At 71.3% G+C, this 23,398-nt stretch carries 22 protein-coding genes; 7 read left to right on the top strand and 15 right to left on the bottom strand.

Annotation, left to right across the window (positions count from 1 at the left end):
* Positions 1 to 383: 383 nt before the first annotated feature.
* Positions 384 to 926, bottom strand: coding sequence for a TetR/AcrR family transcriptional regulator (locus tag Sm713_RS12085; protein ID WP_249416246.1), 543 nt, complete (start codon positions 924 to 926; stop codon positions 384 to 386).
* Positions 927 to 1,146: 220 nt separating this feature from the next.
* On the opposite strand from Sm713_RS12085, the gene Sm713_RS12080 reads away from it, so the two are divergent.
* Entirely contained in the window at positions 1,147 to 1,734 is a 588-nt protein-coding gene (locus Sm713_RS12080) for an NADPH-dependent FMN reductase (protein ID WP_212909625.1), read from the top strand.
* Positions 1,735 to 1,806: 72 nt separating this feature from the next.
* On the opposite strand, the gene Sm713_RS12075 is transcribed toward Sm713_RS12080, so the two are convergent.
* From Sm713_RS12075 to katG, 3 genes are all read right to left on the bottom strand, one after another.
* Complete coding sequence (locus Sm713_RS12075) at positions 1,807 to 2,472, bottom strand: VOC family protein (protein ID WP_212909624.1); 666 nt, start codon at positions 2,470 to 2,472, stop codon at positions 1,807 to 1,809.
* Between the two features lie 254 nt (positions 2,473 to 2,726).
* Complete coding sequence (locus Sm713_RS12070) at positions 2,727 to 3,686, bottom strand: SCO1860 family LAETG-anchored protein (RefSeq protein ID WP_212909623.1); 960 nt, start codon at positions 3,684 to 3,686, stop codon at positions 2,727 to 2,729.
* Positions 3,687 to 4,173: 487 nt separating this feature from the next.
* A complete protein-coding gene (gene katG / locus Sm713_RS12065; protein ID WP_212909622.1) occupies positions 4,174 to 6,372 on the bottom strand; it encodes a catalase/peroxidase HPI in 2,199 nt (732 codons plus the stop codon).
* A gap of 457 nt (positions 6,373 to 6,829) precedes the next feature.
* Here katG and Sm713_RS12060 point away from each other — a divergent pair, with 457 nt between their 5' ends.
* The gene (locus Sm713_RS12060) at positions 6,830 to 7,240 is read left to right on the top strand and encodes a Fur family transcriptional regulator (protein WP_212909621.1); all 411 of its coding nucleotides are present in this window, start codon (positions 6,830 to 6,832) and stop codon (positions 7,238 to 7,240) included.
* Positions 7,241 to 7,449: 209 nt separating this feature from the next.
* Here the strand turns inward: Sm713_RS12060 and Sm713_RS12055 are convergent, their stop codons facing one another.
* Both Sm713_RS12055 and Sm713_RS12050 read right to left on the bottom strand, forming a co-directional pair.
* Complete coding sequence (locus tag Sm713_RS12055) at positions 7,450 to 7,794, bottom strand: GNAT family N-acetyltransferase (protein ID WP_212909620.1); 345 nt, start codon at positions 7,792 to 7,794, stop codon at positions 7,450 to 7,452.
* A 78-nt stretch (positions 7,795 to 7,872) separates the two neighbouring features.
* Entirely contained in the window at positions 7,873 to 8,487 is a 615-nt protein-coding gene (locus Sm713_RS12050; protein WP_212909619.1) for a PadR family transcriptional regulator, read from the bottom strand.
* Positions 8,488 to 8,729: 242 nt separating this feature from the next.
* Here Sm713_RS12050 and Sm713_RS12045 point away from each other — a divergent pair, with 242 nt between their 5' ends.
* On the top strand, positions 8,730 to 10,178 hold the full coding sequence (locus Sm713_RS12045; RefSeq protein WP_212909618.1) for an MFS transporter: 1,449 nt from the start codon (positions 8,730 to 8,732) through the stop codon (positions 10,176 to 10,178).
* A gap of 62 nt (positions 10,179 to 10,240) precedes the next feature.
* Here the strand turns inward: Sm713_RS12045 and Sm713_RS12040 are convergent, their stop codons facing one another.
* Together Sm713_RS12040 and Sm713_RS12035 are read right to left on the bottom strand one after the other, a co-directional pair.
* Positions 10,241 to 10,888, bottom strand: a complete 648-nt coding sequence (locus tag Sm713_RS12040; RefSeq protein WP_212909617.1) for a CE1759 family FMN reductase — start codon at positions 10,886 to 10,888, stop codon at positions 10,241 to 10,243.
* On the bottom strand, positions 10,885 to 12,222 hold the full coding sequence (locus Sm713_RS12035) for an LLM class flavin-dependent oxidoreductase (protein ID WP_212909616.1): 1,338 nt from the start codon (positions 12,220 to 12,222) through the stop codon (positions 10,885 to 10,887). The genes Sm713_RS12040 and Sm713_RS12035 overlap by 4 nt, the downstream gene beginning before the upstream one ends.
* 619 nt (positions 12,223 to 12,841) lie before the next feature.
* Between Sm713_RS12035 and Sm713_RS12030 the strand changes: the two genes are divergently transcribed.
* Positions 12,842 to 13,825, top strand: a complete 984-nt coding sequence (locus Sm713_RS12030) for an aldo/keto reductase (protein ID WP_249416245.1) — start codon at positions 12,842 to 12,844, stop codon at positions 13,823 to 13,825.
* 105 nt (positions 13,826 to 13,930) lie between these two features.
* On the opposite strand, the gene Sm713_RS12025 is transcribed toward Sm713_RS12030, so the two are convergent.
* Complete coding sequence (locus tag Sm713_RS12025; protein ID WP_212909615.1) at positions 13,931 to 14,749, bottom strand: class I SAM-dependent methyltransferase; 819 nt, start codon at positions 14,747 to 14,749, stop codon at positions 13,931 to 13,933.
* Positions 14,746 to 16,014: an XRE family transcriptional regulator gene (locus Sm713_RS12020; protein ID WP_249416244.1), complete on the bottom strand. Its 1,269-nt coding sequence runs from the start codon at positions 16,012 to 16,014 to the stop codon at positions 14,746 to 14,748. The genes Sm713_RS12025 and Sm713_RS12020 overlap by 4 nt, the downstream gene beginning before the upstream one ends.
* A 172-nt stretch (positions 16,015 to 16,186) precedes the next feature.
* Here Sm713_RS12020 and Sm713_RS12015 point away from each other — a divergent pair, with 172 nt between their 5' ends.
* Genes Sm713_RS12015 through Sm713_RS12005 form a run of 3 tightly spaced genes read left to right on the top strand, consistent with a single transcriptional unit; the run spans position 16,187 to position 18,125 of the window.
* The gene (locus Sm713_RS12015; protein WP_212909613.1) at positions 16,187 to 16,654 is read left to right on the top strand and encodes an ATP-binding protein; all 468 of its coding nucleotides are present in this window, start codon (positions 16,187 to 16,189) and stop codon (positions 16,652 to 16,654) included.
* Positions 16,651 to 17,766 (top strand): hypothetical protein, encoded by a 1,116-nt coding sequence (locus Sm713_RS12010; protein ID WP_212909612.1) that lies wholly within the window; start codon positions 16,651 to 16,653, stop codon positions 17,764 to 17,766. Before Sm713_RS12015 ends, Sm713_RS12010 begins: the two co-directional genes overlap by 4 nt.
* The gene (locus Sm713_RS12005) at positions 17,763 to 18,125 is read left to right on the top strand and encodes an ASCH domain-containing protein (protein WP_212909611.1); all 363 of its coding nucleotides are present in this window, start codon (positions 17,763 to 17,765) and stop codon (positions 18,123 to 18,125) included. The genes Sm713_RS12010 and Sm713_RS12005 overlap by 4 nt, the downstream gene beginning before the upstream one ends.
* A gap of 328 nt (positions 18,126 to 18,453) precedes the next feature.
* Here the strand turns inward: Sm713_RS12005 and Sm713_RS12000 are convergent, their stop codons facing one another.
* The 5 genes from Sm713_RS12000 to Sm713_RS11985 all read right to left on the bottom strand — a co-directional run bounded on the left by Sm713_RS12000 (position 18,454) and on the right by Sm713_RS11985 (position 23,285).
* A complete protein-coding gene (locus tag Sm713_RS12000; RefSeq protein ID WP_212909610.1) occupies positions 18,454 to 19,896 on the bottom strand; it encodes an amino acid permease in 1,443 nt (480 codons plus the stop codon).
* A gap of 509 nt (positions 19,897 to 20,405) precedes the next feature.
* Positions 20,406 to 20,636 (bottom strand): universal stress protein, encoded by a 231-nt coding sequence (locus tag Sm713_RS40315; RefSeq protein ID WP_374196042.1) that lies wholly within the window; start codon positions 20,634 to 20,636, stop codon positions 20,406 to 20,408.
* Complete coding sequence (locus Sm713_RS11995) at positions 20,624 to 21,289, bottom strand: universal stress protein (protein ID WP_249416243.1); 666 nt, start codon at positions 21,287 to 21,289, stop codon at positions 20,624 to 20,626. Before Sm713_RS11995 ends, Sm713_RS40315 begins: the two co-directional genes overlap by 13 nt.
* A gap of 250 nt (positions 21,290 to 21,539) precedes the next feature.
* Positions 21,540 to 21,986 (bottom strand): VOC family protein, encoded by a 447-nt coding sequence (locus tag Sm713_RS11990; protein WP_212909609.1) that lies wholly within the window; start codon positions 21,984 to 21,986, stop codon positions 21,540 to 21,542.
* A 54-nt stretch (positions 21,987 to 22,040) separates the two neighbouring features.
* A complete protein-coding gene (locus tag Sm713_RS11985; protein ID WP_212909608.1) occupies positions 22,041 to 23,285 on the bottom strand; it encodes an MFS transporter in 1,245 nt (414 codons plus the stop codon).
* Positions 23,286 to 23,398: the final 113 nt, after the last annotated feature.

Below are 23,398 nucleotides of genomic sequence, written 5' to 3'. Positions count from 1 at the left end.
CTGCGCCCGCGCTCGAACGACCCTTCGGCGGCATGGCGGGGGCCCGGCGGGATCGCCCGGCACGCGCCCGTGTGGGGACCGCGCCGGTCCGGCCCTCGTCATGATCTCTGTCGTGAGCGAGGCGGTTCGCCCGATCGGGCTCCGCGCCATTGTGCGCACACGGCGCGAACCGAAACCAGCACGGCAGTCTGTTAAACCCCGAGTTCAAGCCACCCGAGCCGTCAGGGGCTCCGATACGGTGCCGTCATCGGGTGCATACCTCCCGGTCAACAGCCGTATGACAGGGGGATGTTCACGCGTGGTCACCCCGATACAAACCGGGTCGACGGTTTTTCATTCTCACCCTCCGCGGCAACGTTCGAATAGCCGCGCCCCCCCGCGCGTCAGGCCGTCCCCTCGCGCTCCGGGCGCCCTGCATACGCCGAGCTCAGCAGCTCGACGGCGGCGTCGAGGAGGTGCCGCCGCTTCTCCTCCGGCTCCCCCTCCAGGTGCTGGAGGGCGAACGTGCCGAAGTGCAGGGTCAGCAGCGCGCTCACGCAGCGGATCTGCTCGGACAGCGGGGCGTCCGCGTCGCGCAGCAGCAGGGAGAGGGCCTCGGTGCGGTCGCTGAACTCCCGGCCGATCGCCAGCTCGCTCATGGTGGCCTGGTTCTGCTGGAGGATGCTGAATACGGGACCCGCCTCGCCGAAGATCGCGCTGTACCGGGTGAGCAGTTCCCGTCCGGTCCCCAGCGTGCGCGGCGCCTGACGGCCCCAGGCGATCAGCTCGTCCAGCTCCCGGCCCACCCCCTCCAGCAGGCTGACGAGGATGTCCTCCTTGGTCTTGAAGTGGTAGTAGAGGGATGCCTTCGTGAGCCCGACGCCGTCCGCGATCTCGCGCAGCGACGTCTTCTCGTACCCGCGCTCCTGGAAGATCCGCGACGCCACGTCCTGGATGCTCTGACGCCGGGTGCTCCCGCGACGCGTCCGCCGTACGCCTTCCACTGCCGGCACCTCCTCGGCCGAGACAACTCGGCCTGAAATATCCCCACTTGACGCTCCGACGAGTCGAAGCCTAGGTTAAACTACCGGCCGGCAGGTAGAATAACGAAGCATTCCTTGCGCATTCAGATATCGGGTGCCGGCCTTGGCTATATGAGGAGATGTCATGCCGGACAGCCCGCTCAACCTTGCCGTCATCATCGGAAGCGTCCGCGAGGGCCGCTTCGGCCCGACCGTGGCGAACTGGTTCGTGCGCCAGACCGAGGGCCACGAGAACATCGAGGTCGACCTGATCGACCTGGCCGACGGGCCGCTGGGCACCTCGGCCCCGGCCATGAACCCCGATGACCGGATGATGGACGGAATCAAGCAGCTCACCCCGCGCCTCGCGGCGGCCGACGCCTTCGTCGTGGTCACCCCGGAGTACAACCACAGCTACCCGGGTTCGCTCAAGAACGTTCTGGACTGGCACAACCTCCAGTTCCAGGCGAAGCCGGTGGCCTTCGTGTCGTACGGCGGCATCTCGGGCGGCCTGCGGGCGGTGGAGCACCTGCGCCAGGTCTTCGCCGAGCTGCACGCCGTCACCACGCGCGACACCGTGAGCTTCCACAACGCCGGCGCCCAGTTCGGCCCGGACGGAGAGCCCCTGGACCCGGAGGCGACCAGCGCCGCCGCCAAGGTGCTGCTGGACCAGATCACGTGGTGGGGGCAGGCCCTCAAGGAGGCCAGGGCGAAGGCGCCGTACGGCTCCTGACGGGCGCGGTGCACGGCCCTTCGCGGGGGACCCTGGGGAGGCCGGGAAGCCCGGGAAGCCTCCCTGGAGCCCCTAGGAGCGCCCGAGGGCCGTGCAGACGCATGCCTTGTTGCCGTCGGGGTCGGCGAGGACGGTGAACGACGGTGCCTCGGAGTCGTCGACCACGGTGCCCCCGGCGGCGACGGCGGCCGCGATGCGCTCGCCGGCCGCCTCGGGGGCCAGCCACAGGTCGACGTGCCAGCGCTGGCGCGGGGCCTCGTGGGCGCCGGTCTTCTGGAACCACACGTTCGGCACGCGGCTCGTCGGGTCGAGCACTTCCCAGGACCGGTGGGGCGCGCCCGAGGTGAGCAGCGCCGCCCAGAACGGGGCCACCGCCGCGCTGTCCGCGGTGTCGAGCGCGAGCTCCACCTGCGCCACCTCGCCGGGGGCGGGGGCCAGGCCCTGGTTCCGCGCGAGTTCGCTGACGGTACGGGCCATGTCGACGTCCTGCGCCGTGACCCACCGCCCGCCGTCCTTGGCGGCGGTGCTCAGCGCCACGTCGACGAACCCGCGCCCCATGCGGATCTCCGGGTCACGGCCGGCGGCGACGGCCGCCTGGGCGACCGCGGACACGAAGGCGGCCCCGCGGACGGTGTCCGCGACGCGGTAGCGGGCGGCGAGGGGCTGGCCGAGCTTGCGCCAGTCGCCGAGGCCGTCCGCGATCGCCGCGAGGATCTCCGGGGTGCTGAGCTTCTCCATGGCCCGATGGTCCCATCGGGCCCGTGAGGAGTCATCGCACGGGCCGAATTCGGGAGTCGTCTGGCGGGCCCGGTTCGGGAGTCGTCGCGCGAGTCCGTGCGGGCCCCGTTCGGGAGTCATCGCGCGGATCCGTTGGCCGCTCCCCGGCCCCCTTCGCCGCTACCCCGTCCGCCCGGAAAGCACCATGGGTGCCGGCCGCAGGCTGCGACCGGCACCCATGAGAGCGTTCTGGCGGGCGAAGAGGCCCTCCCGCCTTACGCCTGCGACTTCTTGCGGCGGGTCATGTAGACCGCGCCGCCGCCCGCGACGACCAGGACGGCCGCCGCACCGGCGATGTAGGGCGTGGCGGAGCTGCCACCGGTCTCGGCGAGGTCGTGGCCGCCGCCGCTCTGCGGCTCGGTGCCGCCGCCCGACGTCGAACCGCCGCTCGTGCCGCCGTCCGACGAACCGCCGGTCGAGGAGCCGCCGGTCGAGGAGCCGCCGTCGCCGGCCGGCTTCTCGCAGCTCGCCTTGGCCAGGGTGACCTCACCGGTGACCTGGGCGACGTTGAGCTTGCCGGGGTTGACGTCGACCTTCAGGTCCAGGGCGCTGGACGCGGCCGTGGTGGACGTCTTGACCGACTTGGCCAGGTCGAGGGTGACCTCGCCGATGCCGGGGACGGTCACCTTGCTGCTGCCGCCCGCGCGGATGGAGACCTTCTTGCCGAGGACGGTGACGTCGCCGACGAAGTTGGTGCCCGCGGTGGGGGCCGCGTCGGCGGCGCAGGTCGCCTTGGTGGTGACCTCGTCGACCTTCACGACACCGAGCACGCCCGGGACGAGCACGCTGGCGTTGACGACGTTCACGTAGCCCTCGGACTTCTCCTTGTCCGCGGTCGCCTTGGCGTTGGCGACGTCGGCACGGAGGACGCTGAAGGGCTTGCCGCTGTCGACACCGTCGAGCTTGGCGGTGAGCAGGGTCTTGTTCGCGTCGGCGGGGGCGTGCACCTCGTTGAGGGCCACCGACAGGGGGACGTCCGCCTTCTTGTTGGCGAGCGAGACGTCGAGGCCGGTCTTCAGGACGACCGCGTCGGCCGTCCCGGTGCCGTCGCTGGAGGCGGGGGCGGCGCCGGCCACTGACGCCGGCCCGAGGGCGAGCGCGCCCGCGGCGACGGCGACAGCGGCACCGATCACGGAGGCCCTGAACCGGGGGGCACGGGTGCTGAGGGTGTGCATGCTGTGCAAAATAGGAGAACCCCTTCTGACATAGAGCCGCCGGGTACCGTCAGCCGGGAAGAGCGCGATCGCCGGGGCCTTGACGCCGTCATATTTTCTCACTCGACGTCATCACTCCACTCCAGGTCGTTCTTTCACTCGAAAGAGTGGTTTCACGGACTGAAGTTGACGTGCTTTCTTGCACGGCGCGGGCGCATACGGTAATGGCCCGGTGGGGTTCAGGGGCAGGGCCCGTAGCGGAGGGCATGCCTGGAACCGCCGACGCGTGTGTCGTCGTGAGACGACGATACGGCAGCGTTTCGGCGGCGGTGGAGGTGGGGGGTCTTCGGGGGTCTTCGGGACACAGGGCGCGGCACGACCGCGAGCCCTTCCGGACCCGCGGTGCGCCTGCCCGCCCGTCCTGACCGGCCGGTGGGCCGGCCAGGACGGTGTGGCGGTGTCGCGGTGTCGCGGTTGTGATCGACCCGGTCGGACGGAGTCGAACCGATCAGACGAGGTCGTACCGGTCGAGGTCCATGACCTTGGCCCAGGCGGCGACGAAGTCGTTCACGAACTTCTCCTTCGCGTCGTCGCTCGCGTAGACCTCCGCGACGGCGCGCAGCTCGGAGTTCGAGCCGAAGACCAGGTCGGCACGCGTGCCGGTGTACCTGGGCTCGCCCGTGACGGCGTCGCGGGCCTCGAACATGTCCGCGTTCTCGGAGGTCGACTTCCAGACCGTGGCCATGTCGAGCAGGTTCACGAAGAAGTCGTTGGTCAGGACGCCCGGGGTGGCGGTGAGGACACCGTGCGCGGACTGCTGGGAGTTGGCGCCCAGGACGCGCAGGCCGCCGACGAGGACCGTCATCTCCGGGGTGCTCAGGGTCAGCAGGTTCGCCCGGTCGATCAGCAGGTACTCGGCCGGCAGGCGGGTGCCCTTGCCGACGTAGTTGCGGAACCCGTCCGCGGCCGGCTCCAGCGCGGCGAACGACTCCGCGTCGGTGTGCTCCTCGCCCGCGTCCACACGGCCCGGCGTGAAGGGGACCTCCACGTCGTGGCCGGCGTCCTTGGCGGCCTTCTCGACGGCCGCGGAGCCGCCGAGCACGATCAGGTCGGCCAGGGAGACCTTCTTGGCACCGGAGTTGAACTCCCGCTGGATGCCTTCGAGGGTGGTCAGCACCGTGCCGAGCTGCTCGGGGTCGTTGACCTCCCACTGGCGCTGCGGCTCCAGGCGGATGCGGGCGCCGTTGGCGCCGCCGCGCTTGTCGCTGCCGCGGAACGTCGAGGCCGACGCCCACGCGGTGGAGACGAGCTGCGAGACGGTGAGGCCCGAACCGAGGATCTTGGCCTTGAGGGCCGTGATGTCCGCGGCGTCGACGGCCTCGCCCTCGGCCTCGGGCAGCGGGTCCTGCCAGAGCAGGGTCTCCTGCGGGACCTCGGGGCCGAGGAGGAGCGACTTCGGTCCCATGTCGCGGTGGGTCAGCTTGTACCAGGCCCGCGCGAAGGCGTCCGCGAACTCCTCCGGGTTGGCGTGGAAGCGCCGCGAGATCTGCTCGTAGACCGGGTCGAAGCGGAGCGCCAGGTCCGTGGTGAGCATGTTCGGGGCGATCTTCTTCGTCGCGTCGTGGGCGTGCGGCACCGTGCCCTCGCCCGCGCCGTCCTTCGGCTTCCACTGGTTGGCGCCGGCGGGGCTCTTGGTCAGCTCCCACTCGTAGCCGAAGAGGTTGTCGAAGAAGCCGTTGCTCCACTGGGTGGGCGTGGAGGTCCAGGTGACCTCCAGGCCGGAGGTGATGGCGTCCGCGCCCTTGCCGGTGCCGTGGGCGTTCTGCCAGCCGAGGCCGAGGGCCTCGATGGGGGCGCCCTCGGGCTCCGGGCCGACGTTGCTGTCGGGGGCCGCGCCGTGGGTCTTGCCGAAGGTGTGGCCGCCGGCGATCAGGGCGACCGTCTCCTCGTCGTTCATCGCCATCCGGCGGAACGTCTCACGGATGTCGCGGGCCGCGGCCAGCGGGTCGGGGTTGCCGTTCGGGCCCTCGGGGTTGACGTAGATGAGGCCCATCTGGACGGCGCCGAGCGGCTCCTCCAGCTGGCGGTCGCCGGAGTAGCGCGCGTCGCCGAGCCAGGTGCTCTCGGGGCCCCAGTAGACGTCCTCCTCCGACTCCCAGACGTCCTCGCGGCCGCCGGCGAAGCCGAAGGTCTCAAGGCCCATCGTCTCCAGGGCGACGTTGCCGGTGAGGACCATGAGGTCGGCCCACGACAGGCTCTTGCCGTACTTCTTCTTGACCGGCCACAGCAGGCGGCGGGCCTTGTCGAGGTTGCCGTTGTCGGGCCAGCTGTTGAGCGGGGCGAAGCGCTGCTGGCCGGCACCGGCGCCGCCGCGGCCGTCGCTGATCCGGTAGGTGCCCGCGCTGTGCCAGGCCATCCGGATCATGAACGGGCCGTAGTTGCCGAAGTCGGCGGGCCACCAGTCCTGCGAGGTGGTCAGCACCTCCGCGATGTCCTGCTTCACGGTGGCCAGGTCGAGGGACTGGAACGCCTCGGCGTAGTCGAACTCCTCACCCATCGGGTTGGCCACCGGCGGGTTCTTGGCAAGGACCTTCAGGTTGAGACGCTCCGGCCACCACTGGCGGTTTCCACCGCCCTGGGTCGGGTGCGGGGCCCGATCGTGCGCTACGGGGCAGCCGCCTGCGGGCGCTTCGTTGTTCTCAGACATGCGAATCCTTCCGGACTTAACGGGTCACGCTGCTAGGAAACCGCGGGTGGTGGAACAGCCGGAACACGGGCCCCGGTGGACGGCCCCGGCGGTGGGTCGGGCCGCCGGCCGGTTCGAGGCGGGAGACGGGCTCGAGGGAGACAGGGTCCACGCGATCGCGCACGCCGCAGCGGGCCGTCCCCGGATCGGGGCGGCCGGCGTCCCGGACGCTTTCGGGTGGCACGGCGCGCGTGGCTGTCACCTGGAGGCCTGGACGGCGCAGTGCCACGGTGATGGGCCCGACACGTCACTGTCTCCTGCCATACTGGAGTCTTCCTGTCCCTTGGCTATCGCCGGAAGCGATCTTACAATGGACAGAGTCCAGGTCAAGAAGAGCGCAAAGCCATATCTGAATTGGAACCCGGACGTCCACAAGTAAACTTCGGGTGTCCCGCCGACCCTGAATAGGTGAACCGATATGAGTGACCTGCTGGAGCGACTGCGAGGGCGCGGCTGGCGGATGACCTCCCAGCGCCGCGTCGTCGCCGAGGTCCTCGACGGCGACCACGTGCACCTGACGGCCGACGAGGTGCACTCCCGGGCGGCGCGGCGACTCCCCGAGATCTCCCGGGCGACGGTCTACAACACCCTGGGCGAGCTGGTCCTGCTCGGCGAGGTCATAGAGGTCGCCACCGACGGCCGCGCCAAGCGCTACGACCCCAACGCGCACCACCCGCACCACCACCTGGTCTGCTCGAACTGCGGCACGGTCCGCGACGTCCACCCGGCCGGCGATCCCCTCGCGGACCTTCCCGCGCAGGAACGCTTCGGCTTCACGGTGTCCCAGGTCGAGGTCACCTACCGCGGGCTCTGCCCGTCCTGCTCGTAACGGGCCGTCCTGCGCGCAACGGGCCGCAGGGCCCGCGGCGGCCGGTAAGGGCGCGCGGGGCTCCGGCCCTCGGAACCGCCTCTAAGGGCGCGCGGGGCTCCGGCCCTCGGAACCACCTGTAAGGGCGCGTGGGCCCTGGCCCTCGGAACCGCCCGCTTCGGGGGTCCTCGGAACCCCCCGCTTCGGAGGGCCTCAGAACCGTCCGGTCCTCAGAACCGCCCCGGGTGTGCCGCCAGCCACTGCTCGGCAGCGTGCTGGAGTTCGGGGGCGGCGGCCGGGGCCTCGTCGGGGTGGCGCTCCGCCCAGCGCGTGACGTAGGGGCAGAGCGGGACCACGGCGTCGCCCTCGCGGGCCGCGATGCCGTACAGCTCGCGGACCAGGGAGCCGGCGATGCCCTTCCCCTCGTGGGCAGGTTCCACGATCGTGTGGACGGGGACGAGCGCACGCTCCGGCGGCTCCAGCGCGAAGTACGCGATGTGGCCCACCACTTCCCCGTCCTGGACCGCCTCCAGCCGCCCTGCGTCCCGGTCGTCGCGGATCTCGACGTCGCTCACGTGCGCACTCCTGATCCTGCCGTCGGTGGGGCGGGCCGCCACGGCCTGCGGTGGGTACTCCCGCCCGGGCCTGCCACCCTACTCGGCGGACGCCGCCGGGTCCGGCGGCTCGTCGAGCCCGGCCACCAGCGCGAGGCCCCGCTCGGCCCAGGCGACCTCCGTGCGGGCGCGCTCGATGAGCCCCTGGTAGGCGTGGACCTTGAAGGCAACGATCTTCTCGTGGTCCTCCCGGGCCGCGCCCGCCAGGCGGCGGCTCAGCAGCTCCGTGCGCCGCGCGCGCAACTGCTCGACGTGCCGCTCCCAGCGCTGCTGCTGCTCGTGGAAGTGGGCGCGGTGCGCCTCGAACTGCTCGCGTACGGTCTCCGGCTCGGCGTACTCGTAGTACGTGGCCTTCAGGTAGGCCACGTCCCTGACCCGCTGGGGCGCCTCGACCTGAGCCACCCAGCGCCGCAGCTCGGCGCCGCCCTCCTCCGTCAGCGCGTACGCCCGCTTCACGGCCTTCGCCTTCGGGCCGCGGGGCATCTCGCGGGCGGTCACGAGGCCAGCGCCCTCCAGGCGGCGCAGCTCCGTGTAGATCTGCGGGTGCGTCGCGTGCCAGACCCGGTCGGCCGACTGGTCGAACTGCTTCGTGAGCTCGTACCCCGTCATCGGGCCCGCGTCGAGCAGGGCGAGCAGGGCGTGGGGCAGGGACACCGGATCCCCCTCTTCGTCGTGTCTCGTGTCGACTCGCGCCGACTGGCGTCTCGGTGCTGTGGGTGCTGGTGGGTGCCGTGGGTGCGGACGGCCAATTTATGTAATGAGTTACGTAAGCATTGACACACATTTCGAGATCGGCCTAGCGTACCGCGCGCTGCCCCGTGTCCCTCGTCATCTCCCGTCGCCCCTCGTCATCCCTCGTCATCCCTCGTCCCCCCTCGCCAGATCGGTTGACGCGTGTGACCTCCCCTTCCCGCAACGGCCGTGCCGCCGTCGTCGCCCTGACCTACCTGGGCTTCGCCCTCCAGATGGTGCAGGTCGGCCTGCTGCCGCTGCTCCCCAAGATCGGCGCCGACGTGGGCGCCTCGCCCGCCGGAACGTCCTGGATCCTCACCTCGGGGCTGCTGTCGGGCGCCGTCTTCCTCGCCGTCCTCACCCGGCTCGGCGACCTCATCGGCAAACGCCCCGTCATCCTCCTGGCGATGAGCCTGGTCGTGGTCGGCTGCCTCATCGGCACCTTCGCCGAGAGCCTGCCCATGGTGCTGCTCGCCAGGGTCCTGATCGGCGCCCAGCTCCCCATGCTGGCGCTGCCCGTGGCCATCGCCAACGACACGATGGAACCCCGGCGGGCGCACGGCGCGATCAGCGCCATCCACGTGACCACCGGACTCGGCATCGCGGGGGGCCTGCTGCTCGGTGCCTTCGTCGGCTCGTCCTGGCACCTGTACTTCGCGGTCAGCGCCGTCGCCGCCCTGCTCGCGCTGGTGGCGACCGTCCTACTGGTGCACGACTCCCCGCAGCGCGCCACCGGCGGCCTCGACCTGCCGGGCGCCGCCCTGCTCACGCTGGCCCTGGTCGCCGTGCTGCTCGGGCTGAGCGAGGGCAAGCCGTGGGGCTGGGGCTCGGCACGGGTGCTGTCGCTGCTGGCGGGCGGGATCGTGCTGTTCGGCCTGTGGTGGCTGCGCGAGCGCACCGCGCGGACGCCGCTCATCAACGTCGGCTATCTGACCCAGGCGCGCATCGGCATCCCGTACGCCATGACCTTCCTGGTCGCGTTCGGCATCTACGGTTCGCTCTCCGCCGTGACGCGCCTCGCGCAGACGCCCACCGGGGCGGGCTTCGGCTTCGGGTGGAGCGAGCACACCACCGCGTGGTTCGCCGTGCCGCAGACCGTGGGTCCGGCGCTCGGCACCCTGGTGCTGCGCTGGGGGCGGCAGCGCGGCCTGGTGATGACCGCGGCCATCTCCTTCTGCCTCATCATCGTGGGCTTCGCGGGCTACGCGCTCGGCCACTCCACGCCGATCGCCGAGCTGGCCTCCCTCGCCCCGGACTCGATGGGCCTCGCCATCGCGCTGGCGGCCACGCAGCTGCTGGTGCTCAGCGTGGTGCCCGCCGAGGAGTCCGGCATCGCCCTGGGGCTCTCGGTCGTGATGTACGCGGTGGGGCAGTCGATGGGCAGCGCCGTCGTCGGTGCCTTCTTCGCGGGCCTCACCACGCCGGCCGGCCTGCCGGCCCTCAGCTCCTACCTCGCGTCCTTCGCGACGTGCGGTGCCGCGGCGGTCGTCGCGCTCCTGCTGTGCGTGCCGCTGGTACGCAGCCGGGCGGCGCTTTCGGCGCTCGCGCCGGCGGCCCAGGGGCCCGGGGCGCTGCGGTCTGCCCCGGCGGGCGCTGAGGGGGAGTCCGGGTGAGGACTCGCTCGTAGGGTGGTGGACGTCGGGCTACTGGACGTGGGGCTGCCAGGCTGCCGGGCTCAGGAAGTGCCGCCGAGCAGGCGTTGCATCGACTCCATGTCGGCCGCGAAGGTGTCGCGCCGTTCGTGGCTCCCGCAGCCGTGGACCAGGCGGGCGTAGTCGGACGCGGCGGACTCGATGCGCCGGCCGAGGGCGGAGGCCTCCCCGGCGGGCCCCGTGGCCGCCGCGGTCCCCGTGGCCTCCGAGCCGAAGTCGTCGGTGGCCGCGTAGACGCCGCGCGGGGAGACGATGGCGTGCAGGTAGGAGAACATCGGGCGCATCGCGTGTTCGAGGACGAGGGAGTGCCGCTCGGTGCCGCCGGTGGCCGCGATGAGCACCGGCATGTCCGACAGCGCCTCCTCCGGCAGGACGTCGAAGAACGACTTGAACAGACCGCTGTAGGAGGCGTTGAACGCGGGCGTGACCGCGATGACCCCGTCGGCGTCGGCGACCGTCTCGAAGGCCTCCTCCAGGGCCTTGGTCGGGAACCCGGTGAGCATCGCGTCCATGATCGCGCGTCCCAGCGGCCGTAGCTCGACGAAGGACGACTCGACGCTGTGGCCCAGCTCCCCGAGCCCCGCGCGCACAGCGGTTTCGAGGCGGTCGGCGAGGAGCCGCGTGGAGGACGGCTCGCGCAGGCCGCCGGTGATGACCGTCAGCTTCGTCATGGCGCCGGCGTTCCCCGTTCCTCTGATCCGTGTCCGTCTCCGTGTCCGTGTCCGTTCGCCTGGTTGTCGCCGCGGGCGGCGTCCGGTGTCTGCGCGGCCCCCGCTGTCTGCGCCGATTGCGTTGATTTCTGAGATTGCCGTGATTTCTGAGATTGCCGTGATTGCTGTGATTTCTGAGATTTCTGGGATTTCTGGGATCGCGCCCTCTGAGCCGCCTCGGCGCGCAGCGACGCGTGGGTGGGCGCGTCGGGCACCTCGTCCGGACGGCCGGCGGCGAACTCCCTGCGGAGCACCGGGACGACCTCCTCCCCGAGGAGGTCGAGCTGCTCCAGGACGGTCTTCAGCGGCAGCCCCGCGTGGTCGACGAGGAACAGCTGCCGCTGGTAGTCGCCGGCGTAGTCGCGGAACCCGAGCGTCTTCTCGATCACCTCGGCCGGGGATCCGACCGTCAGCGGGGTCAGCGAGGTGAACTCCTCCAGGGAGGGACCGTGCCCGTAGACGGGCGCCTCGTCGAAGTACGGCCGGAACTCGGCCACGGCGTCCTGGCTCCTGCGGCGCATGAAGACCTGGCCGCCCAGGCCGACGATGGCCTGCGCCGCCGTACCGTGGCCGTAGTGCTCGAACCGCCGGCGGTACAGCTCGACCATGCTCCGGGTGTGGGAGGCGGGCCAGAAGATGTGGTTGGCGAAGAACCCGTCGCCGTAGTACGCGGCCAGCTCGGCGACCTCGGGGCTGCGGATGGAGCCGTGCCAGACGAACGGCGGGACCCCGTCCAGCGGCCGGGGCACGAGGGTGAAGCCCTGCAACGGCGTGCGCAGCTTCCCCTCCCAGTCCACGGCCTCCTCGCGCCACAGCCGGCGCAGCAGCCCGTAGTGCTCGACGGTCAGCGGTATCGCGTCGCGGATGTCCTGGCCGAACCACGGGTAGACGGGGCCGGTGTTCCCGCGCCCCAGCATCACGTCGGTGCGCCCGCCGGACAGGTGCTGGAGCACGCTGAAGTCCTCGGCGATCTTCACGGGGTCGTTGGTGGTGATCAGCGTGGTCGAGGTGGACAGCACGATCCGCTCGGTCAGTGCGGCGACGTAGCCGAGCAGGGTGGTGGGGGACGAGGGCACGAACGGCGGGTTGTGGTGCTCGCCGGTCGCGAAGACGTCGAGGCCGACCTCCTCGGCCTTCCTGGCGATCGTGACCGTCGCCTGGATGCGCTCCGCGTCGGTGGGGCTCCGGCCGGTGGTCGGGTCCGGGGTCACATCGCCGACGGAGAAGATGCCGAACTGCGTGGCGGCCGTGCCGGCCGTGCCAGCCCCCGTCGCTCGCGTCGTACCTGGCTGCACGCGGCGGCGGGTACCCGGGAGCTTGGCCCCGAAACGGTGCGGCCCTGTCGGGCCGCGTATAGCCCTTCCCTAGCGGGGCCTGCGGCCCCCCGCCACCGCAGCAATGGGGCCTTGGAGCCTCGCTCCGGACCACCTCCCGGTGGGTGGTTGCTCGCGCAGTTCCCCGCGCCCCTCACCTGGGGCTTCGCCCCCACCGCCCCAATGGGGCCTGCTCCCCTCTCTCCGGACCATCCGCCCTGGACGGTTGCTCGCGCAGTTCCCCGCGCCCCTTGAGGGCGGATGGGTGCCCCTCGCAACCAACGGCGCCCACCAAGGGGCGCGGGGAACTGCGCGAAGAACCACGACGAACCCGCACCACCACACACCCAGAAACCACCCACCCCCAGGGGCGCGGGGAACTGCGCAAAACACCACGACGAACCCGCACCCCCGCATGCCGACAAACCACCCGCGACAAGGGGCGCGGGGAACTGCGCAGAAAGGCACGGCGTACCCGCACCCCCGCACACCGGGAACGCACCCCCGACGGTGAGCGCCGCACGGCACCCCGCGCCGCACGGCACCCCGCGCTGTACGGTGATCGTGCGGCCGGACCCACCAGCCCGCGGAGGATGTGACCGTGCCCCTAGACCGTCTCCCCGCCGCCCCACCCACCCCCCTCGGCCTGGGCCTGGCCGCGCTCGGCCGCCCCGCCTACATCACTCTCGGCCGCGGCGCGGACCTGCCGGCCGAGCGGACCGTCGGCACCATGGAGACCCGCGCCCACGAGGTGCTCGACGCGGCCTACGCGCACGGAGTGCGCTACTTCGACGTCGCCCGCTCCTACGGCAGGGCGGAGGAGTTCCTCGCCGACTGGCTGCGCGCCCGCCCGGAGATCCACGATGCCGTTCTCGGCAGCAAGTGGGGTTACCGGTACACGGCCGGCTGGCGGATCGACGCGGAGGTGCAGGAGGTCAAGGAGCACAGCAGGGCGATGTTCGACCGGCAGCTCGCCGAGACACGGGGCTTCCTCGGGGACCGTCTCGACCTGTACCAGGTCCACTCCGTGACCCCCGACAGCCCCGTCCTCACGGACCGCGCGCTCCAGGAGGGGCTGGCCGCCCTGGCCGCCGAAGGCGTCACCGTGGGCGTGACGACGAGCGGCGCCGAGCAGCCGGCGGCCATCCGCGCCGCGCTGGAGGTCACGGTGGCGGGCGTCCCGCTGTTCTCGACCGTCCAGGCCACGTACAACCTGCTGGAGCCCTCGGCGGGTCCCGCCCTCGCGGAGGCCCACGCCGCCGGACGCACCGTCATCGTCAAGGAGGCACTGGCCAACGGCCGCCTCGTGCACGAGGCGGCGGGCTCCCCTCTCGGCCGCCTCGCGGCACGCACCGGAACCGCCCCCGACGCCCTTGCCCTGGCGGCCGTGCTCCGCGAGCCGTGGACCGGCATCGTCCTCTCCGGCGCCGCCACCCCGGCCCAGCTGGACGGCAACGTCTCGGCGCTGACCGTCTCCCTCACCGCCGAGGACACCGGGGACGCCGACGACCTCGAAGAACTGTCGACGATGGCGGAGCCGGCCCCCGCGTACTGGCGCCACAGGGCGGGCCTGCCCTGGGCCTAGGGCCGCCTGCCGCGACCGGCACGCCCCGACCCGCCGTACGCCCTCATCTGTGCCGACGTGCCGACCGGGCCCGGTGCGGACGCCGCCGACACGGGTCACGCCCGCTCAACGGCGGCAGACCAGGATGCCGCCCTTGCAGGTGATCTCGAACGCCCCGGTCCGGGCGATGTGGTCAGCGAGGATGGCGCGAGCCCGTTCGATGGTCGCTTCGAAGGGCACGTCGTGCTGGTCCGCCCACGCCTGGTAGGAAGCCATATGCGCGATGACAGGCCGGGGGTCGCGGACCGTGATGGTGCCCGGCAGCGCGATCGTCCGCACTCGACCGAACTCCTCCCCGAGGAAGCCCGGGGCCTTCTCCAGGGAGAAGCGGGTGCTGAGCGAGATGCGCGCCGGGCCGTGTCCGGTACCGAGGACGTCGCCAGCGGCCCGCTGCCACAAGTCGTCGAGTTCGATCTTGTCGTGGTCGCTGTTGGTCGAGGCGATCACCAGCCCGTCGCGGGTCACGACGCGGGAGAGTTCCCTGATCGCCTGGGGAATGTCGCGGACGTGGTAGAGCATGTGCAGCACCAGGGCCGCATCGGCGCCCGCCGTTGCGAGCGGCAGGCGGGTGGCGTCCGCCACGGCTACAGGGCCGGGGACATCCGCGAGGATGCCGGGGGCGATGTCCAGTCCCAGCAGCGCCAGGTCCGGCCGGTCCTGGCGGAGCCGACGGATGAACGTGCCGTTGCCGCAGCCGACATCCACCACACATCCGCGTACCTCGGCCACCTGCCCGGCAACGATGCCGGGCAGGTCGTACCGGGGCGTCTGCCACCGGTAGAGCGACTGGCGTGCCGCGAGGTCACGGTCACTGTTGTACGCGCGCCCGGCGAGGCGGCTCCGGTCGGTGACGGCGGCATCGTGTGCAGCGGACGGTTCGGTCACGTCGACAGCTCCGTGGGTTGTGAGACGGGCGTGGCCGCGAGGACAGCCGTGTGCTGGAGTCGTTCGCACAGGTGCGCCGCTTGCGCGACCCCACCGTATGGGGATTCGGTCAGCTCCCGGCCCAGGGCGGTGAGCCGTCGCACGATACTGGCCGACATCCGCTCGGGCGGGGAGTCGAGAACGAAGCCGAGCATCGCCTCGGTGCCATCGAGGTCGCCCAGCAGCAGATGGCCACGGGCGAGGTCGACGTGGGCGGCGAACAGATCACCCACCGACTGATCATCGTCCTCCGAGCTGCGGTAGAGCCGGATCGCGGTGTCCGCACTGGTGATGGCCCGCTTGACGTGCTCCCGGTCGCTCAGGGCCAGGTAGGTCGTTCCGGCATAGGCGAACTGCTTGGCGGCGGGGAAGGCGAAGATGCCCGGCACCTCGTCGTGGCCGGGCATCGCCTCGCGGGAGCGCTCGGCGTCCGTCAAGGCAGCCACCGCACCCGCCCGGTCTCCTGCTAGGGCCAGCGTCCGCGCCTCCAGGCTCGCCAACCGGAGTCCGATACTGCCGCCTGCTCGGTGCCGGCGGCCCGCCCGTGCCAACCGGGCCGCCTGCTCATACCGTCCGGTCCAGTAGGCGATCAGAGACTCCACGGCCCGTACCCAGGCCAGCATCCCCTCGTGCGCGGCCGCCCCGGCACACGCCCGGGCGGTACGGGCATGGGTGGCTGCGGAATCGTAGTCGCCCAAGTCCAGGCAGACGTGGGCGGAGAGTCCGCACAATCGGGAGGCCGTGACATACAGATCGGCGGTCTGCCGGGGGTACTGCCGTCCACGTAGCAGCTCGAACACGCCGTCCCGCAACCGTTTGATCTCGACGTACAGCTCCAGCAGCGGATGGCTGACGTAGGCCCGGGCGAGCCGTGCGACATCAGCCTCCAACTGCTCGACGACGAACTCATCGGCATTGCGTTGCGCGATGAACCGGGCGAACTCGGCCGACACCACCGCGTCCGCCGACACGGCGCCCACCGCGGTGGGTGAACGCGCCGAAGACCGCGCGGACAGCTCTTGACCAACCCCTGCCGTGCCGTTGCCGCCCCGCCCACTCCTGCTGGCCGCGGCGGCCTGGTCGAGCACCGCGACATCGATGGCGAACACCTGCGCCAGGTACTTCCGCGTGTACGGGACCGGGATGCGGGCCTCTCGCTCATAGCGCCCGATCTCCTTGCCGGTCTTCGCGGCACGCCCCTCAAGGGCGTTGTACTCCTCGGCCACCCGTTGCTGAGTCCAGCCACGGGCTGTACGCAGCCCGACGAGCAACGCGCCGATTCCCGTATCCCCCATCCCTCTCCCCGTAGCACGCGAAGTCCGGCCCCCATAGTGGCCCCCGACATGGCCCCCAGGCTGGCTCCCGACCCGAACGAGCGACAGCGATTGGCTGAGGGGCATGCCCAACAGACCGGAAACCCTCGCACCGGACCACGCCTTCGACGGCACCATCGAGCACCGCGGGATGCTTCTCCCCCGGCGCCGGTCCACCCCAGCCGCCGCCCGTTCGTTCGTCGCCGAGACCCTCACCCGTTGGGGTCACACCGGACGCCTTGACGACATCCGGCTGTGCACCTCGGAACTCGCCACCAACGCCGTGCTGCATGGAGCTCCCGCAGGCCGACTGGTCCTGGTACGCGTCCTGCTCCACGACGCCCTCCTGCGAATCGACGTACAGGACAGCGGCGACGGCACGCCCAACAAGCAGCGGGTACCGGACACCGCCGACCACGGCCGCGGCCTGCTCCTCGTCTCTGCCATCGCCGACGACTGGGGGGTGGCGGCACGCCAGGGTCCCGGCAAGTGCGTCTGGGCTGTCTTCCACCACTGCGCGGCCGATCCGACTACACGGAGGGACATCCCATGACGACCCACCCCGTCTCGCCGAACACCGTCCTCGCCAACGCCCTCCTCCGGACCGAGGACGTCCTGGCCCCACGCATCCTGGCCACCCCGCCCGAACGACTCGTCCTGGTCGTCGGCACCCAGATCAACGGCGCCCCGCACATCGGCACCTCACTCGTGCACTCCCTGGCCTTCGCCATGGCCGCTCGCCTACGCGACCGCTTCGGCCTCCCCGCCGAGGTCCTCTTCAGCGCCCTCGACAACGCCCCGTACGAACTGGCCATCGACACTGCCAGCGGCCACCGCTACCAGCGCGCGTACGTCCATGCCCTCGGCCAGCAGGCCCTGGCCGACCTCGTCGCCGCTCTCTACGAGCCTCTTTTCAGCGCCCTCTCCGAATGCCTTGGCATCGCGTACCGCATCGAGACCTACAGCCGGCAGCAGGCCGGCGAGCACTTCCGCCGCACCTGGCTCCGACTCCTGCCCCGCCTCGACGCCGCCCGCTGGTGGCTCGCCCCCTCCACCGGCACCCCGCACGTACGCGTTCCCTGCCCATACTCCGGTTGCGGCTGGGCGGAGAAACACGCCGAACGCACTCGAGTCCGCCTCGCCGACCGCGAGACCGCGCAAGTGTCTGCCACCTGCCTGCACCATGGCCCCTACCAAGCCACCATCACAGCCGCCGACGGTGCCTATCTCGACCTGGCCACTCTGTACCGCAACCTCGTCAAGGAACTCGCCCTGACCAGTCCCCATGACACCCTCCATGTCATGGTGAAGGGCGGCGACTGGGTCTTCGGCTCGCTGCTGATCGATGACGCGCTCCAGGCCGTCGGCCTCACCCGCGCCCAGCTCCCCGCCCGCCTCTTCTGTCCCCAGGTCGTCACCGACACCGGTGCCAAACTGTCCAAATCCCTCATCCGCGAGGGCCGCGTCCACTTGCCCGAGGGCACCGCCAAGTGGATGCTCGACACCCGGGAGTGGCCCGGCACCATCGCCGAATACGCCGACCAGCTGGTAGCTGTGGCCCAGACGCTGTTGTCGGACCCCCGCCATTTCTTCCGCTCGTACTCGGCTGCCGAGATCGGCCGCATGATGACCGTACCCTCTCCCAGGAGCGTTTCTTCCCGATGACCGATGCCGGCGCCCGCGTGCGCGAGCTCAACCTCTACCGCCAGTACTTCGACCTCGTCGCCGCGGGCAGCAAGACCATCGAGGTGCGGGTGAGATACCCGCACCTCGCGGACCTCGCCGCAGGCGACACCATCCGCTTCCGGGTCAAAGGCACGGACGAGACCTGCGAGGTCGAGGTCACGCGGGTCACCGAGTACCGCGGCTTCGAGGATCTGCTCGACGGTGAGGGGCCGGCCAACGTCAACCCCACCGCGAACCGCGAACAGCAACTCGCGAACATCCGCGCCATCTATCCGCCGGAGAAGGAGGCCCTCGGCGCCCTCGCCATCGAAATCCGACTGCCCCGACTCGGCTTCTGACGCGAATACGCGGATCGTGGGAAGTGGAGTTCCGTCGACGGCCCTGTTTCGCGCCGCCGTAGGGGGGTTGTGGGGAACGACCGCGGCGGGGCAGGGCGCGTGCCAGGTGCCACCCGGTGTACGGGGACGGGGCCGAGGTGGGGACTCGCCTGGCCGCCGTGGGGTGGGCGCACCGGTCAGGCACGAGCAGGGACGCTCTCACCCCTCGACATGCCACCACGAGGCCGGGGCCGCCCACCAGGTGACTGGTCAGGGCGGCCCGTGCCGTCTGTGGTCCATTCAGGTGGCCCCTCGTGGACTTCTTGGCCCCTCGTGGATCCTTGTCAGTTCAGGAAGACGACGACGCCGTGACGCGACGTCGGACCGCGTACCAGCCGCCGACCAGCGCCGCCGCGATCACGGGCAGACACCACACCGTGGTCCGGGAGACCCCGCCGTCCAGCCACATCAGGACGACGACCGATCCGAGGAACAGGAGCGTCGCGATCTGCGTCCAAGGCGCCCAGGGCAGGTGGAAGTCGGGACGCGTGACCGTGCCGTCCTTGGAGCGCTGCCAGAAGAGCAGCGAGACCAGCATGATCATGACCCAGGTGCCCAGGATGCCGATGGAGGCGAAGTTGATCACGAGCTCGAAGGCGTCGCCCGGCATGACGTAGTTCAGGACCACACCGAGGATGCCGAAGCCGGCGGTCAGGAGGATGCCGCCGTAGGGGACGCCGCCCCGGTTCATCACGCCGGTGAACTTCGGTGCGGAGCCGGCGTGCGACATCGAGCGCAGGATGCGGCCGGTCGAGTACAGGCCCGAGTTGAGGCTCGACAGGGCGGCCGTGAGGACGACCAGGTTCATCACGCCTGCGGCGCCCGGGATGCCGATCTTGGAGTAGACGGTGACGAAGGGGCTCTCGCCGTCGGAGTAGGAGGTGTACGGCAGGAGGAGCGAGAGCAGGATGACCGAGCCGACGTAGAAGACGCCGACGCGCCACATGATGGAGTTGATGGCGCGCGGCATGATCTTCTCGGGGTTCTCCGTCTCGCCGGCCGCGACGCCGCACATCTCGACGCCCGCGTAGGCGAAGATCACACCCTGCATGAGCAGCAGCATCGGCCAGACACCGCCCGGGAAGATGCCGCCGTGGCCGGTGATGGTGTCCACGCCGGGGGCGTGGCCGCCGACGTCGTGCGAGGTGACGATGAGGAAGATGCCGATCCCCATGAAGACGACCAGGGCGGCCACCTTGATGATGGCGAACCAGAACTCCATCTCGCCGAAGTACTTCACGGATATGAGGTTCGCGGCGAGCACCACGGCGAGGGCGACGAGGGCGAGCACCCACTGCGGGATGCTGCTGAACATCGCCCAGTAGTGGGCGTAGGTCGCGGCGGCGGTGATGTCCGCCATGCCGGTGGTGGACCAGTTGAGGAAGTAGAGCCAGCCGGCGGCGTAGGCCCCTTTCTCCCCCATGAACTCGCGGGCGTACGAGACGAACGCTCCGGAGGTCGGCCGGTAGAGGACCAGCTCGCCGAGGGCGCGCACGACGAGGAAGGCGAAGACGCCGCAGACGGCGTAGGCGATGAACAGGGACGGGCCCACGGAGTTCAGCCGCCCGCCTGCTCCCAGGAACAGCCCCGTGCCGATCGCGCCGCCGACCGCGATCATGTTGATGTGCCGTGATTTGAGGTCTTTCTTGTACCCGTGGTCGCTGGTGTCCGCGGGGGGAAGGACCGGCCGGACCGCCTCGGAGACGCCGGCTTCGGTGGTGAGATCACTCATGAAGAAGATTCACCTTCATGGTAGGGGGACCCACTCCGGCCTCATTGCCGGAGTGGGAGGCTCCGATTCTGTCGACGCGATCCCGCGGGTGGATACAGATTTGAGGTAGATCAGAGGGAAGAAGAATTGCGAGTGAAAATTCGGATGCAAGGTGAAGATTCCCTGCACACCAGAGACCCGTACGGGCACGAACTCGTGAAGCCGATCCGCCCCAGCACCAGCCCATACGGCAGAAACCGCACGAGACCAACTGGGCTGCTCCCACTGGGGACAACTCGCCGATAATCGACAGTGAACGTTTTTTCACCACCGGAGAAGCCGGGAGAGGCGGAGCCGGAACCGTCCGCGGCATGAATGAGGCCGGGGTGGCCATTCCGTGCCTTTCCGGTGACTGATGTTGCAGTCGAAAAGCACGATAGGCGCGCGATCGGGGCGCCATTCCGGGCCGACCCGCACTCATGCAAATTCCTGGAACCTCAGAGAAACCTCAGAGAAACCTCAGAGGTACCTCAAATGTGCGGAACAATCGCGACCGGACAGGGCGCGTGCCGCAGCGCCGCCCGGTGCAGGGGGCCGAGGCGGCGTCCCGCATGGCCGCCGCGGCGGTGGGCGCCGACCACCAGCAGGGCTGCTCCGCCGGAGGCGGCGAGCAGGACGTCCGCGGCGCGTCCCTCGCCGAGGACGTGGGCCGCCTCGATGCCCGGTGCGGCTCCCCGCACGGTGGCCATCACCGCGTCCAGGCGCTCTCCGGCCTCCGCACGGCGCGCGTCCCTGATGGCGCCCGCCTGCTGTCCGGTGTGCGCGACGCCCTCCGCGAGGGGGGGGGCCGCCAGGCGTGCACCGCCCGCACGGCGCAGCCGCGCGCGACCGCCGACGCCAGCGCGAAGGCCGCCGCCGCGACCGCCTCGCCGTGCTCGCCGACGCCGAGGACGACCGGGCGGCCGGCGCCCGCGAGGGGCGGCACGTCGCGGACCACCACGACCGGGCACGGGGCCCTGCCCATCACCGGCAGGCTCACGGAACCCAGCAGCGCTCCGGCGACCGGCCCGAGCGCCCTGCTGCCCAGCACCAGCAGGGCCGCCGACTCGCCCTCGTCGAGCAGGGCGGGCACCGGATCGCGCAGCAGGACCTCTGTCACGACGGCCCCGGAGGGGCGACGGGACCGGGCCCGCACCCCCGCCTCCTGCGTGACGCGGTCCGCGAGCGGGCGCCCGGCGCTCTCGAAGTGCGCCCACACGGCCGCGTGCACGACGCGCAGCGGCAACCCGCGGGCCGCCGCCTCGTCGGCGGCCCAGTCGACCGCCGCGCACGCGGCCGGGGAACCGTCGGTCCCGACCACCACCGGCCTGTCGGACCGGTCAAGCCGGTCAGCCCTGCCAGGCTTGTCACCCATCCGCCCACCGGCCCGTCCGTCCCTCGCCGGCGACCGTCGCCCGCCGCGCGGCCAGGCGCCCGGCCCGGCAGAAGGCCCGGCGCACGGCCACTGCTGCGATCATCACCCCCACGCCCCGGCCGGGCGAGCCGGGCGGCCGTCCGAAGGGTGACGGTCCGGGGGGTTACGGTCCGGGGGGATGACGGTCCGGGGGGGGCGATGCGCGGGTGACGATCCGGGGGGGGGCGGTCCCTGGCCGGGTCCAGAGCCCTCAGGAGCCGGCCCCGCCCCCGTCCCGCTCGGACAGCGGAGTGTTGTACTGCCAGCCGCGCTCGGTGAGGACGACGCGGTAGCCGTCCGGGTCGGCGATGGTGACGCCGCCCAGGTCCCAGTAGGGGTTGTGCGAGGGCACCACGGTGCCGCCGTGCTCCGTCGCGCGTGCCACGGCCTCCTCGCGCACCGGCTCCGCCAGGTAGATCACCAGCAGGTCCTCGGGCGTGGGAGTGGGTGTGACGGTGTCGATCGTGCCGACGGTGAGTTCCAGGTGCCAGTTGCCTCCGGCCGGACCCACCATCAGCAGGTCGTGCGTGCCGTCCTCGGCCCGTCCCGCGACCCTGAACAGGACGCTCAGGCCCAGCCCCTGGACGTAGAAGCGCTCGGCGGCGGCCAGGTCCGCCGAGGGCCGGGCGATGCGGATGACGTGGCCCGCGTCGATCATGCTGCTTCTCTCCCTGTTCGTGGGTTCACCGGTTCCCCAACTGCCGACCGCCCGTCAGGCAGCCCCCTGCACCGCCTCCTCCCGTGCCTTCAGCGGAACGGTACGTGCCGCCGCACCCGCCACGACGAAGAACGCAGCCCACGCCAGCCACCCGGCCGTGCCGAGGCCGAGCGTGACGCTGATCAGCGTGGGACCGACGACGGTGGCGGCGCCGAAGCCCAGGTTGAACGTGGCCAGGTAGGTGGACCGGTGCTCCAGCGGCGTGTGCACCAGGGCGAGGCTCGTGGCGCCGGCCATCACGTAGATCTCCGCCGCCGTCATCAGCGCCGCCACCGGGAGCAGCGACAGCACGGCCACCCAGCCCGAGCCGACCGCGGACAGCGGTGCCAGGGCCGCGCCCGCCGCCGCCAGGAAGCCGCCCATCGTCATCATGCGCCGGGCGGTGCCCGGGGACTCCGAGCCGCGGCTCATCCGGGTCTGGAAGGCCACGATCAGGACGCTGTTGAGGACGTAGTTCATGGTCACGCACCACGCCGGGGCGTGCGTGCTCTGGGTGATCCACAGGGACATGCCCACCTCGAACAGGAGCGCGGACATCGTCAGCGCCCCGAAGAGGAGGGTGACCCCGAGGAACGCGCCGTTGCCGACGAGCCCCGGCCGGCCCGGCATCTTGGCGCGCCCGCGGTCGGTCGGCAGCGTCGTCGCCAGAACGGCGCAGACGGCGAAGAAGACCGCCGCCGCGCCCATGATCGCGCGGTACGCCCACACCTCGCCGAGCGCGATGGCGGCGCCCGCGGGCAGGGCGCCGATGGCCATCGCGGCGGTGCGCACGGAACGCATCCGGGCGAGCGGCACGACGGCCTCCTCCTGGCCGAGGCCCGTGATCAGCGCGGACTGCACGAGCGGGCCGATGCCGCGGTTGAGCAGCCCGCCGAACGCGGCGGCGAGCACGGCCGTCCACAGGTCCGCGGCCAGCGCGAGTCCCACGTACGACAGCGCGCGGGCGTAGAACAGGACGATCAGCGCGCGCCGGGGCCCCCGCCGGTCGGCGAACCGGCCGATCGGTATCGCGCCCACCACGGAGGCGACGCCGGCCACCCCCATCACGAGGCCGACGCTGTAGTTGGACATGCCGACGGCCTTGCTCAGGTAGACCGCCGAGAACGACAGGTACATCCCGAGGCCGAAGGCGTCCAGGAAGCCCATCGCGTAGATCCGCCGCCGGGGCGCCGCCGGGGAGGCGGGCGGTGACGGCTCGGCCCCGGTCCCGGTCCCGGTCCCGGCCTGTCGCTCAGTCATCGCCGGCCTCTCCCGCGGCACGTTCAGACATCGGTGGACTCCCCCGCGACACGTTCAGACATCGGCGGTCTCCCCCGCGACACGTTCAGACATCGGCGGTCTCCCCCGCGACA

The sequence above is a fragment of the Streptomyces sp. TS71-3 genome (assembly GCF_018327685.1).
Classification (GTDB): Bacteria; Actinomycetota; Actinomycetes; order Streptomycetales; family Streptomycetaceae; genus Streptomyces.
Note: the sequence above shows the minus strand (reverse complement) of the source record. Positions and strands in the feature narration are given on the sequence as shown.